Here is a 13,622-nt window from a genome sequence, read left to right on the forward strand (position 1 = left end):
GCGATGGAACGGGTGGGGGCGCTGGTCGTCGGGGCGGGGGTGATCGGCTTGGCGGTCGCCCGTGCGCTGGCCCGTGCGGGGCGCGACGTGGTGGTGCTGGAGCGTGAAACGGCCATCGGCACCGGTGTGAGCGCCCGCAACAGCGAGGTCATCCACGCCGGCCTGTACTACGCGCCCGGATCGCTCAAGGCGCAGTTATGCGTGCGCGGCAAAGCCTTGTTGTACGACTATGTGGCCGAGCGGCACATCGGCCACCGCCCGTGCGGCAAGCTGATCGTCGCGACCGAACCCGAGCAAACGGATGCGCTGGAGGCGCTGGCGGCGCGCGCGCAGGCCAATGGCGTGCCCCTGTCGTGGCTGTCCGCCGCCGAGGCGCTGGAGCGCGAGCCCGCCTTGCGCTGCCATGCCGCGCTGTGGTCGCCCAGCACGGGCATCGTGGACAGCCACGGCCTGATGGTGGCGCTGCAGGGCGATCTGGAGGCCGCTGGAGGCAGCGTCGCGCTGGGTTCGGTGCTCACCTCGGCCGAGCCGATTGGCGCCCAGGGCCAAGGCGGCTGGCGGGTGCGCGGCGTAACGCGCGAGGGCGAGCCCTTCGCGTTGCTGGCCGACGCGCTGGTCAATGCGGCGGGGCTATGGGCCTGCCATGTGGCGCGTGTCATCCAGGGGCCGGATCCCGAGCGCTGGCCGCAGCCCCGCTATGCCAAGGGCAGTTATTTCGCGCTGATCGGGCGTTCACCGTTCGGTTGCCTGATCTACCCTGCGCCGCAGGACGCTTGGTTGGGCGTGCACCTGACGCTCGATTTGGGTGGGCAGGCGCGCTTTGGTCCCGACCTCGAGTGGGTGGATGCCGCGTCGCCGGACGGACTGGACTACGCCGTCGATGCGCAACGGGCGTCGGCGTTCTACGGCGCCATCCGCCGCTACTGGCCGGCCTTGCCCGACGGTGCACTGCAGCCGGCCTACAGCGGTGTGCGTCCCAAGATCCACGGGCCCGGCGAGCCGGCGCCGGATTTCCGGCTGGATGGCCCGCGCGAGCACGGCTGGGCAGGACTGGTGCATCTGCTGGGCTTCGAGTCGCCAGGGTTGACGAGCGCGCTGGCGGTGGGCGAGCGCGTCGTGGACGCTTTGGCCGCTTCTTGATCCGGATCAAACCCGGGCGGGAACGCCCGGGGCGAGGCAGAATCGCCTCAACATGACCGTCTCGCCCTTTGCCGAGTTTGCCATTTTGCTGCTGGTCGCGGCCGCCGCCGGCGCGCTGTTCGTGCGGCTGCGCCAGCCGGTGTTGATCGCCTACATCGTGGTGGGCATCGCGCTCGGTCCGGCCGGCCTGGGTTGGGTCAAGGCCCACGATCAGGTGGCGCTGCTGGCGCAAATCGGGGTGACGGTGCTGCTGTTCATCGTCGGCCTCAAGCTCGACCTGCACCATGTGCGCCACATCGGGCCGGTGGCGCTCGCCACGGGGCTGGGGCAATTGGCCTTCACCATCGCAGGCGGCTTCGTGCTGATTCTGGCGCTGGGCAAGGACGTGATGACCGCGTTGTACGTGGCCGTGGCGTTGACGTTTTCCAGCACCATCATCATCGTCAAGCTGCTGACCGACAAGCGGGAGCTGGATTCGCTGCACGGGCGGATCGCCGTGGGTTTTCTGATCGTGCAGGACTTGGCCGTGGTGTTGGCGATGATGGCGATGAGCGCGCTGCGCGCGCCCGAGGCGGGGGCGACGGCCAGCGGCTGGGCGGTCGCCGGCTCGCTGGCTGGGCGGATCGTGTTGGCGGTGCTCGTCGTCGCGGTGCTGATGCGCTGGGTGCTGCCGCGCGTGGTGGCGCTGATGGCGCGCTCGCAAGAGTTGCTGCTGGTCTTTGCGCTGGCCTGGGGGGTGGGGCTGGCGGCGCTGGGGGCGTGGGCCGGTTTTTCGATGGAGGCCGGTGCCTTCGTCGCGGGCTTTACGCTGGCGTCCACGCATTTCCGCGAGGCGATCAATGCCCGGCTGGGCGGGGTGCGGGACTTTTTGCTGCTGTTCTTTTTCATCCACCTGGGGGCGGAGCTGGACCTGTCCACCCTGGGGCAGGAGCTGTGGCCTGCGCTGGTGCTGGCGGTGTTCGTGCTCATTGGCAACCCGCTGATCGTGATGGCCATCATGGGCTACATGGGCTACCGCAAGCGCACCGGGTTTCTGGCCGGGCTGACGGTGGCGCAGATCAGCGAGTTTTCCATCGTCTTCGTGGCCATGGGCATCAGCCTGGGCCATGTGAATGTGCAGGCGCTGGGGCTGACGACGCTGGTGGGGTTGATCACCATCACCCTGTCCACCTACATGATCCTGTACTCCCAGCCGCTGTACGAACGGTTGGCTCCGTGGCTGGGGGTGTTCGAGCGGCAGCGCCCACACCGGGAACTGGCCGTCGACCGCCACCCGCCGCGCAGCGACGAGTCGGCGGTGCTGGTCTTTGGCCTGGGGCGCTACGGCAGCCGGCTGCTGCGCGAGCTGCGCCGCCAGGGGGTGGCGGCGGTGGGCATCGACCACGATCCCGAGGCCGTGCGCGAGCTCAAGCGGGAGCGCCTGCCCGTCCATTACGGCGATGGCGAGAATCCGGACTTCGTCGAATCCCTGCCCCTGCACGACACGCGCTGGGTGGTGGTGACCCTGCCGCTGGTGTCGTCCACCCGCGCGCTGGTGCACGCCCTGCGCGGCGCGGGCTACGCGGGCCCGATTGCCGTGACCGCGCGCGACGAAGCGGCGCTGCAAGAGCTGCAGCGCCTGGACGTGCAGCACATCTATCTGCCCTTTCGCGACGCCGCCGTGCACGCAGCCGAACACCTGGTCGGCGTGCTGACGGTGCCGCCAGCTTCCGGAGCAAACCCATGACGATCGACGATGGCTGCCGCCCCCCGGCCGACCCGCCCGCGGGTGGCGTGCTGGTGGCAACCGATTTTTCCGACGGCGCGCGGCTGGCCGAACAACGGGCTGCCCACTTGGCCCGCGAGCATGGCGTGCCGCTGGTCTTGCTGCACGTCCTGCCGAACGACTGGATGGCCGCCTTGCAGGAATGGCTGGGGGCCGAGCGGCCGTCGGATCGCATCGTGGCCGATGCGCAGGCCACGTTGCAGGCCACGGCGCGCCGGTTACAGGACGAGCAGGGCTGGCCCGTCCACCCAGTGTTTGCGCAGGGGCATCCGGTGCAGGCGATCGGCGAGACGGCGCTGCGCTGCGCCGCGCGCTGGGTGGTCGTGGGCGCGCATGGGCGCGGGCGATTGCAGCGCCTGTTGCTGGGCACCACGGCCGAGCGTTTGTTGCGCAAGGCCACCTATCCCTTGCTCGTGGTGCGCCAGCCGGTGCAACACGGCTACCGGTGCGCGCTGGTGCCCGTGGACTTTTCGCCCTGGTCGGCACCGGCCCTGGCGCTGGCCGATGCGCTCGCGCCCCATGCCGCGGTCGAGATGCTGCACGCCTATACCGTGCCGTTCGAAGAAAAGCTGCGGTTTGCCGGCGTGGACGACGACATGATCGCCCTGTATCGGGAAAAGACGCGCGAGCGCGCCGCCGCTCGCCTGCACGAACTGGCGCGACAGCGGGGCTGGCCGCCCTCGCGCTACCACGCCACGCTGCACGAGGGCGATGCGGCGCCGGGCATCGTGCAACAGGCCGCCCGTCGGGCGTGCGACCTGATCGTCATCGGCAAGCACGGCTTGAGCGCCGCGGAGGAACTGCTGCTGGGCAGCGTCACGGAGCATGTGCTGTCCGAAGCGCCCTGCGACATCCTGGTCTCGCCGGGCCGCGCGTCGGACTAGCGTGTGGCAAAGGCCAGGCGCGCCGCCAGCCCCGCGAAGACGACGGCGGCCGCCCGGTTGAGCGCCCGCTGCGCTCGCGCGGAACGCCGCAGTGCCCCGCCGATCCAGCCTGCAAAAACCGCAAACGACCCGAAGGTCAGCAGCGTCGCCACCATGAACAGCCCGCCCAACTGCAGGATCTGCCACCCCACCGGGCCTCGTGCGGGATCGGCAAACTGGGGCAGAAAGGCCAGGAAAAACAGCGCGACCTTGGGGTTGGTCAGGTTCATCACGATGCCCCGTCCGTACGCCGCGAGCGGGCGCAGCGCCGGCACCCGGGCCGTATCGATGGGTCCGGTGGGTGCCCACCAGGCCCCCCAGGCCAGGTACAGCAGATAGGCCGCCCCCAGCAGCTTGAGGGCCCAGAAGGCCCAGGGCGAGGCCGCCAGCACGGCTGCCAGTCCCAGTGCAACCGCCGCGGTGTGCCCCAAGAGCCCCGTGCACAGCCCCAAGGTGACGAGCAAACCGGTACGCCGCCCGTGGGTGGCCGATTGCATCAGCACAAACAGATTGTCCGGCCCGGGACTGAGCGCCAGCAGTACCGCCGCGCCGAAGAAAGCCAGAGCCACGGGGGTGTCGATCATCGCGCCGCCTCCCGGCTGTCGCGCAGCGCCCGCGCCACCGTCGGCACCAGGTCCGGTCCGCGGTAAATCAGCCCCGTGTAGAGCTGGACCAGATCGGCCCCCGCCGCAAGCTTGTCGCGCGCGCAGGCTTCGTCCATCACCCCGCCGACCCCGATGATCGGAAAGCCGGCCCCGAGGCGCTGGCGCAGCGCTGCGATGACGCGGTTGCTGCCGCGCGCCACCGGTCGGCCGGAGAGGCCACCGGCCTCCTGCGCGTGGGGCAGGCCTTGAACCGCGTCGCGTGCCAGGGTGGTGTTGGTGGCGATGACGCCATCCATGCCGTGGCGCAGCAGGGCGTCGGCAATGACGGCGATCTGCCCGTCATCCAGATCGGGGGCGATTTTGACGAAGATGGGCCGCCGCACGCCCAGCCGATCGGCCAGGTCCGCACGCCGTCGCGCCAGAGCCTGCAGCAGGCCATCCAGCGCCGCGTCGCCCTGGAGCTGGCGCAGGTTTTGCGTGTTGGGGCTGGAGATGTTGACCGCGATGTAGTCGGCATGGATGTACACCCCCTCCAGGCCGATCAGGTAGTCATCCGTCGCGCGTTCGATGGGGGTGCTGGCGTTCTTGCCGATGTTGAGGCCCAGCACCAGGGGGCGGGCGCCGGCACGGCCCTGGCGGACGTGCGACTGGTTGACGTTGCGAATGAAGGCCTCCAGCCCGTCGTTGTTGAAACCGAAGCGGTTGATCAGCGCCTCGGCCTGCGGTAAGCGAAACAGCCGCGGGCGGGGGTTGCCGGGTTGCGGCCGGGGGGTGACGGTGCCCACCTCGACGAAGCCAAAACCCATCGCCGCCCAGGCGTCGATGCAGCGAGCGTTTTTGTCCAGCCCCGCGGCCAGCCCCACCCGGTTGGGGAAGTGCAGGCCGGCCAGCGTGACCGGATCGTCGATCCGGGGTTGGGCCACCAGGGCCAGCAGGGGGGAGCGCTGCAAGCGCTCCAGGGTGCGCAAGGTCAGATCATGCGCGTCTTCGGCATCGAGCCGGAACAAAAGCGCGCGGGCCGGCGCGTAGGGGATCCAGGCCATCGGATAATCGCGGTCGTCGTATCGGTCGTCGGCATGGTGCCGAATGGTGACCGATTGTCGCATCCCGAACCTCCGCTTTTTTTTTGACACTGACAGGATCCTGCACGATGAACCGCGACCCGTCCGCCCCGGCGATGACACAGGACGAACTCAAGGCCCTGGTGGGGCGCGCAGCCCTGGCCTATGTGGAGCCGGGGCAGATCGTCGGTGTGGGCACGGGCTCGACGGTCAACTGCTTCATCGACGCGCTGGCCCAGGCGCAGGCCGAGGGGCAAACGCGCATCGCCGGCGCGGTGTCCAGCTCGGAGGCGTCCACCCAGCGGCTGCGGGCCCTGGGCATTCCCGTGTTCGACGCCAACGCGGTGGGCGAGCTGGCGGTGTACATCGACGGCGCAGACGAAATCGACCCCCACGGCTACATGATCAAGGGGGGAGGCGCGGCGCTGACGCGGGAAAAGATCGTCGCCGCACAGTCACGGCGCTTCGTCTGTATTGCCGATCAGTCCAAATGGGTGCAGACGCTGGGGCGCTTTCCGTTGCCGGTGGAGGTCATCCCGATGGCCACCCAGCGTCTGATTCGGCAGTTTGCGACGCTGGGGGGCGAGGCGCGGGTACGCCTGCGCGATGGTGTGCCGCTGGTCACGGACAACGGCCAACACATCCTGGATGTGCACGGCCTGCGCATCCCAGATCCTTTGGCCTTTGAGTCCATGGTCAACGATTGGCCGGGGGTGGTGACGGTGGGGGTGTTCGCGCACCAGCGCGCCCATGTCTGTCTGCTGGGCGCGCCCGAAGGGGTGCGCACCGTCGTGTTCGATGCCCCCTGACCGGGGTGCTCCGGCTCAGGCAGGCAACAGCCCGATTCCGCCCCGCTCCAGGCGAAAGACGCGAACCGCCTCCGCCAAGTGGCCGGCCTGTCGGCGCAGGCTCTCGGCAGCGGCGGTGGTCTGCTCCACCAGCGCGGCGTTGCGTTGGGTGGTGTCGTCCAAGTGCTCCATCGCCTGGTGGATTTTCTGCAGGCTCGATGCCTGCTCCAGATTGGCTTGCGCCATGGACTCGATCAGCGCCGTCACCCGCTCGATGTGGGCGACCATGCCCGCGACGCTTTCGCCCGCGCGATCGACCAGCGCGGATCCGGCTTCCGCGCGCGCCACGCTGTCGGCGATCAGGCCCTTGATCTCGCGCGCGGCCGCAGCGCTGCGCTGGGCCAGCGAGCGCACCTCACCCGCGACCACGGCAAAGCCGCGCCCCGCCTCGCCCGCCCGGGCAGCCTCGACCGCAGCATTGAGGGCCAGGATGTTGGTCTGGAAGGCGATGGCGTCGATGACGCCCGTGATATCCGCGATGCGGTGACTGCCGGCGGCGATGTCGCCCATCGTCGCCACGACGTCCTGCATCAACCGGCCGCCATCACCGGCCGTCGCACGGGCCTGCAGGGCCGATTCGACGGCGGAGCGGGCGGTCTCGGTGTTGCGCGTCACGGCACCGCTGAGCTCCGCCATGGCCGCAGCCGTCTGCTGCAGTTGCGCGGCCTGCGATTCGGTGCGTTGCGACAGGTCGGCGCTGCCGACGGCGATCTGCTGGGCGCCGGCCGCCACGCCGTCGCACACGTCGCGCACGTCCCCGATCAGGGTGGTCAGTCGCGCCTGCATGGCGGCCAGGGCGCGCAGCAGGTCGCCCAGCTCGTCGCGACCCGGCCCCGAGGGGCTGCCCGTGAGGTCGCCGGCGGCCACCCGATCCGCCACCTGGACGGCTTGCCGAATGGGGCTGGTGATCGAACGCGTGATGCGCCACGCCAACCACAACCCCAGCAGCAAAGCGCCTGCGGACGTGGCGATCAGCGCGACCGTCACCGTGCGCCGCAGAGACTGCGCCGCCTGGTACTCCTGGTTGGCCTGGGCCAGCTTGATCGCCAGCAGCGCATTGAGCGCGTTTTGCACGGCGGGCTCCTGCGGCTTGACCTGCAGCAGGTACAGCTCCTGCGCGTCGTCGTAGCGGCCCTCCGCCATGGCGCGGGCGGCGGTGTCCAGACCTTGTGCGACATAGGCCGCGCGCGCCTGCTCGAAGGCGTCCGCGGCCCGTTGCTCGTCCGGGGCATGGGGGCGCGCTTGGTAGTCGGTCCAGATGGCCTGCATGCGCTGGTCGTTCTGCGCGTATTCCTGCGCATGCCGCTCCACGTTGGCGCGCCCCGGATCGATCAGCATGTCCATGACCAGGGCGCGGTTGCGCTGCAACAGCTGATTCAGCTCCCCCAGCCGTTGCAGGGGCACGGCGCGATCCTGGTAGACGGTGGTTACGCGATCACTGGTCTGTGTCACAGCCGCCAGGCCCGTGAATGCCAGCACGGCCATCATGGCCAGCAGCAGACCGAAGGCAGCGATCAGGCGGGGGCCGATGCGAAGGGAGCGGAGAACAACCATGTCGGGGTGCGCGAGGCGCTGGACTGTCGCCAAGCGAGCACTTTCCGACATTTGTGTGACAGGCGTGTGACCGTCATCGCGCGCCCTGTCACAGGATCGGGCGTCAGGCCATGCCTTGGTGGCGCAGCAGCGCGTCGATCTGCGGGTCGCGGCCGCGGAAGGCACGGAAGGATTCCAGCGCAGGGCGGCTGCCGCCGACCTCCAGAATCTGCTGCCGGTAGCGCCGCCCGACATCCGCATCCAGCGGCGAGCCGCGCTGCGCGGCCGCCTCCTCGAAGGCGGCATAGGCGTCCGCGCTGAGCACCTCGGCCCATTTGTAGCTGTAGTAGCCCGCCGCATAGCCCCCCGCAAAGATGTGGCTGAAGGTGTGCGGCATACGGTGCCACGCGGGTGGCTGCAGCACGGCCACCTCGTCGCGGACCTGCTGCAGCAGGGCCATCACGTCGCCATCCGGGGCGCCTTCCAGGTGCAGCCGCATGTCGAACAGCGCAAACTCGATCTGGCGCAGCGTCTGCAGACCGCTTTGGAAGTTGCGGGCCGCCAGCATTCTCTCGTAGAGCGCGCGCGGCAGGGGCTCGCCCGTGTCCACATGGGCCGTCATCTGCTGCAGCACCACCCATTCCCAGCAGAAGTTCTCCATGAACTGGCTGGGCAGCTCCACGGCGTCCCACTCCACCCCGCCGATGCCCGCGACGTCGTGTTCATCCACCTGGGTGAGCAAATGGTGCAGGCCGTGGCCGAATTCATGGAACAGGGTGATCACATCGTCGTGCGTGAGCAGGGCGGGTTTGCCATCCACGCCGTCGGCGAAGTTGCACACCAGATGCGCCACCGGCGTTTGCAGGCCGCCACCGTCCGGACGGCGCCAGCGGCCCCGCACATCGTCCATCCAGGCGCCGCCGCGCTTGCCGGCGCGCGCCGACGGATCGAGATAAAACTGACCGATCAGCGCGCCGTCGCGCTCCAAGCGGAAAAAGCGCACCGTGGGGTGCCACACGGGTGCCTGGTCCTCGCGGATGCGGACTTCGAACAGCGTCTCGACGATGCGAAACAGCCCGTGCAGCACGCGCGGCAGCGGGAAGTAGGGCTTGACCTCCTGCTCGCTGTAGGCGTAGCGCGCCTGGCGCAGTTGCTCGGCGATGTAGGGCCAGTCCCAGGCCTGCGGGTCGGGCAGGTTCAGATGGTCGGCTGCGAAAGCACGCATGTCGGCCACGTCCTGCTCGGCGTAGGGGCGGGCGCGCCGGGCCAGATCGCGCAGAAAGTCGATCACCTGCTCGGGGGATTGCGCCATCTTGGGCACGAGCGAGACGTGCGCGAAGCTGGGGTAGCCGAGCAGCCGCGCCTCTTCGGTGCGCAGGGCCAGCAGCTCGCGCATCAGCGGGGTGTTGTCGAACCGCGTGCCATCGCCCTCGGCCTGGTCGCTGGCGCGCGTGCCGTAGGCGCGGTAGAGCCGTTCGCGCAGCGCCCGGTCGTGGGCAAACTGCATGACGGGCAGGTACACGGGCAGCTTCAAGCCCAGGCGGTGGCCGTCGCGCCCCTCGGCCTGGGCAGCCTGGCGGGTTGCCGCGCGCACATCGTCGGGCACGCCGACCAGCTCCGCATCGCTGGCGTAGTAGGCATACGCGTCGGTCGCGTCCAGGGCGTTTTCGCTGAATTTTTGGGCCAACTCGGCTTGGCGCTCCTGGATGGTGGCAAACCGTGCCTTGGCCTCGCCTTGCAATTCGGCGCCGCCGAGCACGAAGCCGCGCAGGGCGATCTCGCGTGCGCGCCGCTGGGCCGCATTCAGGCGCGTGGGATCGATCGCTTTGTACTTGGCGTACAACCGCTCGTCCGCGCCCAGCCGGGTCCAGAACTCCGTGACGCGCGGCAGCATGGCGTTGTAGGCGGCGCGCAGCGCCGGCGTGTCGGCCACGGCGTTGAGGTGGCTGACGGTGCCCCAGGCGCGCCCCAGGCGCTCCGTCGCCACGTCCAAGGTGGCGGCCAAAGCGTTCCAGTCCGCCGGAAAGTCGGGGGCGGTGACCTGCTGCAGGGCGGCATCGGCCTCGCGCAGCAGCGATTCGATGGCGGGAGCGACGTGGCCGGGTTCCACCGCGTCGAAGCGCGGCAGATCGGCAAAGTCGAGCAAGGGGTTGTCGAGCAGGGCGGTGTCGATGCGGTCGTTCATGCACCCAAGGATGCCATGGAAACCGCCGCCCCGCCGCCGCGGGGGCCGATCAGCCAGCCGCAGACGCGGATTTCTTGGCGCTCTTTTGGCGCCGCTTGGCCTTCTTGACCAGCCCGCCCGGCGTCAGCCGCTGGTTGCCCAGCACCCGCACGGTCTTGATCTCGGGGCGCTGGCCGCCCTTTTTGCTGTACTTGACCACCTTGTATTCGCGCGGGCCGGGCTTGCGGTCCTCGTCGACGGCTTTGGCCTTGGGGGGGATCGGGCGCCACAGCACCAGCAGTTTGCCGATGTGTTGCACCGGCGCGGCGTTGAGTTCGTCCGCCAGCGTCTGCAGCCAAGCTTCGCGCTGGGGGCGGTCGCCCTCCAGGGCGCGCACCTTGATGAGGCCGTGCGCATTCAGGGCCGCGTCCACCTCGGCTTTGACGGCATCGGTCAGGCCATCGGCCCCGATCATGACGACCGGCTCGAGGTGGTGCGCGTCCCCACGGTGGGCGGCGCGCTGGGCGGGGGTGAGTTCGATTCGCGGCATGGCGGGATTATCCGGTATCCCGGCTGGTCGGGGCGCTGGGCCCCGCCCCGGGCCTGCTGGCCACGCGCCGGTGTGGCGCAGCACCCACCGTTGAGCGGGTCAGGGGCTGGGGGGCGCAGTCCGGCCGTATAGTCCCACCCCCATGAAGGTCAAGACACAAAGCAAGAAGGTCAACAAGGCGTGGCTCAACCAGCATGTCACCGATCCCTGGGTGCGTCTGGCGCAAAAGGAGGGCTATCGCGCCCGCGCCGCCTACAAGCTCAAGGAGCTGGACGAGACCTTCCATTTGATCCACCCCGGCCAGTGCGTGGTGGACTTGGGCTGTGCGCCGGGGGCTTGGTGCCAGTACCTGCGCCGGCGCTTGGGAACGGCAGCGGGCCCCGACGGGCAGCCCCGGGTGCGCGGCACGGTCATCGGCCTGGACCTGTTGCCCATGGAGCCGGTGGATGGGGTGCGCTTCATCCAGGGCGACTTCCGCGAGGAGGGCACGCTGGCCATCCTGCAGGCGGCCTTGGCCGACGCCCTGGGCGGCGATGCGGCCCACCGGGTGGATCTGGTGGTGTCGGACATGGCTCCCAATCTGTCCGGCGTGGAGGAGGTGGATGCCGCGCGCATCGAGCATCTGATCGAGCTGGCCGTGGACTTTGCGGTGGCGCACCTCAAGCCCGACGGCGCACTGGTGGCCAAGGTGTTCCACGGCGGGGCGTACGACGCGGCGGTGCGGCTGTTTCGTGCGCACTTTCGCACGGTCAAGGCGCACAAGCCCAGGGCGTCGCGACCCCAGTCGGCGGAAACCTTTCTGATCGGACTGGGTCTGAAGTCGGGCAACTGAAATCCCCCGGCCCGCAAGGTCGATTCGTGTGTCCTATCCCATTGATCGAAAGGGTTTCGCTTTTGTCAAGGGGGTACGGTCTTGATAAGTCCTACAATGGGGCGCACATGGGGTGCATGCGCGATGCCGTCGCATCCGCCACCCCGGCATGACAAGGTAGGAGCCTTCGTTGAACAACCAGTGGTTTTCCAAAGTGGCGATCTGGATGGTGATCGCCATGGTGCTGTTCACGGTCTTCAAGCAGTTTGATGGCCGTGCCACGTCCGGCGCCGGCTACATGGCGTATTCGGATTTCCTCAACGAGGTCAAGGCCCAGCGCATCAAGAGCGCCACCATCCAGGAGGGCGCCAACGGCACCGAAATCGTGGCCGTCACGACCGACGACCGGCGGGTGCGCACCAATGCCACCTACCTCGACCGCGGCTTGGTGGGGGACCTGATCGCCAACGACGTCAAGTTCGACGTGCGCCCGCGCGAGGAGGGCTCGCTGCTGATGACCCTGCTGGTGAGCTGGGGGCCGATGCTGCTGCTGATTGGCGTGTGGATCTACTTCATGCGGCAGATGCAGGGTGGTGGGCGCGGCGGCGCGTTCAGCTTTGGCAAGAGCAAGGCGCGCATGCTGGACGAAAACGCCAACACCGTGACGTTTGCCGACGTGGCGGGCTGCGACGAGGCCAAGGAAGAGGTCAAGGAGGTCGTGGACTTCCTGAAAGACCCGCAGAAGTTCCAAAAGCTGGGCGGGCGCATTCCGCGCGGCCTGCTGCTGGTCGGCCCTCCCGGTACCGGCAAGACGCTGCTGGCCAAGGCCATTGCCGGTGAGGCCAAGGTGCCGTTCTTCAGCATCTCGGGCTCGGACTTCGTCGAAATGTTCGTCGGCGTCGGTGCCGCGCGGGTGCGCGACATGTTCGAGAACGCCAAGAAGAATGCCCCCTGCATCATCTTCATCGACGAAATCGACGCCGTGGGCCGCCAGCGTGGCGCGGGTTTGGGCGGTGGCAACGACGAGCGCGAGCAGACGCTCAACCAGATGCTCGTCGAGATGGATGGTTTCGAGACCAACCTCGGCGTCATCGTGATCGCGGCGACCAACCGGCCCGACATCCTGGACGCCGCCTTGCTGCGCCCGGGCCGCTTCGACCGCCAGGTCTACGTGACGTTGCCCGACATTCGCGGCCGCGAGCAGATCCTGAAGGTGCACATGCGCAAGATCCCGATCGGCCCGGACGTGAGCCCGGAGATCATCGCGCGCGGCACACCCGGCATGAGCGGCGCGGATCTGGCCAACCTGTGCAACGAGGCGGCGCTGATGGCGGCGCGGCGCAACGCCCGCGTCGTCGAGATGCAGGACTTCGAAAAGGCCAAGGACAAGATCCTGATGGGCCCCGAGCGCAAGAGCATGGTCATGCCGGAAGAAGAGCGGCGCAACACCGCCTACCACGAGGCCGGCCATGCGCTGATCGGCAAGCTGCTGCCGAAATGCGATCCGGTGCACAAGGTCACGATCATCCCGCGCGGCCGCGCGCTCGGCGTGACGATGAGCCTGCCGGAGAAGGACCGTTACTCCTACGACAAGGAGTACATGCTCAACCAGATCAGCATGCTGTTTGGCGGGCGCATTGCCGAAGAGGTCTTCATGAATCAGATGACCACCGGGGCGAGCAACGATTTCGAGCGCGCCACGCAGATCGCGCGCGACATGGTGATGCGCTACGGCATGTCCGAAAAGCTCGGGCCGATGGTTTACGCCGAAAACGAAGGCGAGGTGTTCCTGGGCCGCTCGATCACCAAGACCACGCACATGAGCGAGGAGACGATGCGGCAGGTCGATGCCGAGGTGCGCCGCATCATCGACGAGCAATACGCGCTGGCCCGCCGGTTGATCGAGGAGAACGCCGACAAGATGCACGCCATGGCCAAGGCGCTGCTGGAGTGGGAGACCATCGACGCCGACCAGATCGACGACATCATGGCCGGTCGCCCGCCGCGTCCGCCCAAGGAGGTCAGCCCCCGCTCACCCAACGCCGGTGGGGGGGGCGATGCCGGAGGGGCGGCGGAGCCGGTGAAGGCCGATCCCTCACCGCAGGCGCCTACGGCGGCCTGACCACCCCGCCCGTCGTATCGGTGCCGAGGCCGCCTCCCGCGGCCTCGATTGTTTTGGCTGCGGCGGCCTCGGAGGGGGCCTCGGCCCGGGCACAATAGCG

At 68.9% G+C, this 13,622-nt stretch carries 11 protein-coding genes; 6 read left to right on the forward strand and 5 right to left on the reverse strand.

Going from position 1 to position 13,622, the window contains the following annotated elements:
* The first annotated feature begins 3 nt into the window (after window positions 1–3).
* From ACK4TH_RS05190 to ACK4TH_RS05200, 3 genes are read left to right on the forward strand one after another with little or no spacing between them, the layout of a single operon-like run.
* Window positions 4–1,140 carry an NAD(P)/FAD-dependent oxidoreductase gene (locus ACK4TH_RS05190; protein ID WP_409623556.1) on the forward strand — a complete coding sequence of 379 codons (1,137 nt, stop codon included), beginning with the start codon at window positions 4–6 and terminating at the stop codon, window positions 1,138–1,140.
* A 52-nt stretch (window positions 1,141–1,192) separates the two neighbouring features.
* The gene (locus tag ACK4TH_RS05195; RefSeq protein ID WP_409623558.1) at window positions 1,193–2,866 is read left to right on the forward strand and encodes a cation:proton antiporter; all 1,674 of its coding nucleotides are present in this window, start codon (window positions 1,193–1,195) and stop codon (window positions 2,864–2,866) included.
* Window positions 2,863–3,789 carry a universal stress protein gene (locus ACK4TH_RS05200; RefSeq protein ID WP_409623560.1) on the forward strand — a complete coding sequence of 309 codons (927 nt, stop codon included), beginning with the start codon at window positions 2,863–2,865 and terminating at the stop codon, window positions 3,787–3,789. The genes ACK4TH_RS05195 and ACK4TH_RS05200 overlap by 4 nt, the downstream gene beginning before the upstream one ends.
* On the opposite strand, the gene ACK4TH_RS05205 is transcribed toward ACK4TH_RS05200, so the two are convergent.
* Together ACK4TH_RS05205 and ACK4TH_RS05210 are read right to left on the reverse strand one after the other, a co-directional pair.
* On the reverse strand, window positions 3,786–4,412 hold the full coding sequence (locus ACK4TH_RS05205) for a LysE family translocator (RefSeq protein WP_409623562.1): 627 nt from the start codon (window positions 4,410–4,412) through the stop codon (window positions 3,786–3,788). The genes ACK4TH_RS05200 and ACK4TH_RS05205 overlap by 4 nt on opposite strands.
* Complete coding sequence (locus ACK4TH_RS05210) at window positions 4,409–5,476, reverse strand: quinone-dependent dihydroorotate dehydrogenase (protein WP_409623670.1); 1,068 nt, start codon at window positions 5,474–5,476, stop codon at window positions 4,409–4,411. Before ACK4TH_RS05210 ends, ACK4TH_RS05205 begins: the two co-directional genes overlap by 4 nt.
* A 134-nt stretch (window positions 5,477–5,610) precedes the next feature.
* On the opposite strand from ACK4TH_RS05210, the gene rpiA reads away from it, so the two are divergent.
* Entirely contained in the window at window positions 5,611–6,303 is a 693-nt protein-coding gene (gene rpiA, locus ACK4TH_RS05215; protein WP_409623672.1) for a ribose-5-phosphate isomerase RpiA, read from the forward strand.
* A gap of 15 nt (window positions 6,304–6,318) precedes the next feature.
* Here rpiA and ACK4TH_RS05220 read toward each other — a convergent pair whose 3' ends face one another.
* The 3 genes from ACK4TH_RS05220 to ACK4TH_RS05230 all read right to left on the reverse strand — a co-directional run bounded on the left by ACK4TH_RS05220 (window position 6,319) and on the right by ACK4TH_RS05230 (window position 10,589).
* Window positions 6,319–7,896, reverse strand: a complete 1,578-nt coding sequence (locus ACK4TH_RS05220; RefSeq protein WP_409623564.1) for a methyl-accepting chemotaxis protein — start codon at window positions 7,894–7,896, stop codon at window positions 6,319–6,321.
* A 103-nt stretch (window positions 7,897–7,999) separates the two neighbouring features.
* Window positions 8,000–10,060 (reverse strand): M3 family metallopeptidase, encoded by a 2,061-nt coding sequence (locus ACK4TH_RS05225; protein ID WP_409623566.1) that lies wholly within the window; start codon window positions 10,058–10,060, stop codon window positions 8,000–8,002.
* A gap of 49 nt (window positions 10,061–10,109) precedes the next feature.
* Window positions 10,110–10,589, reverse strand: coding sequence for a YhbY family RNA-binding protein (locus ACK4TH_RS05230; RefSeq protein ID WP_068609494.1), 480 nt, complete (start codon window positions 10,587–10,589; stop codon window positions 10,110–10,112).
* Between the two features lie 142 nt (window positions 10,590–10,731).
* Between ACK4TH_RS05230 and ACK4TH_RS05235 the strand changes: the two genes are divergently transcribed.
* Together ACK4TH_RS05235 and ftsH are read left to right on the forward strand one after the other, a co-directional pair.
* Window positions 10,732–11,421 (forward strand): RlmE family RNA methyltransferase, encoded by a 690-nt coding sequence (locus tag ACK4TH_RS05235; protein WP_409623569.1) that lies wholly within the window; start codon window positions 10,732–10,734, stop codon window positions 11,419–11,421.
* A gap of 169 nt (window positions 11,422–11,590) precedes the next feature.
* Window positions 11,591–13,522, forward strand: coding sequence for an ATP-dependent zinc metalloprotease FtsH (ftsH, locus tag ACK4TH_RS05240; protein WP_409623571.1), 1,932 nt, complete (start codon window positions 11,591–11,593; stop codon window positions 13,520–13,522).
* Window positions 13,523–13,622: the final 100 nt, after the last annotated feature.

The sequence above is a fragment of the Tepidimonas sp. genome (assembly GCF_046292505.1).
In the GTDB taxonomy this organism is placed as follows: domain Bacteria; phylum Pseudomonadota; class Gammaproteobacteria; order Burkholderiales; family Burkholderiaceae_C; genus Tepidimonas.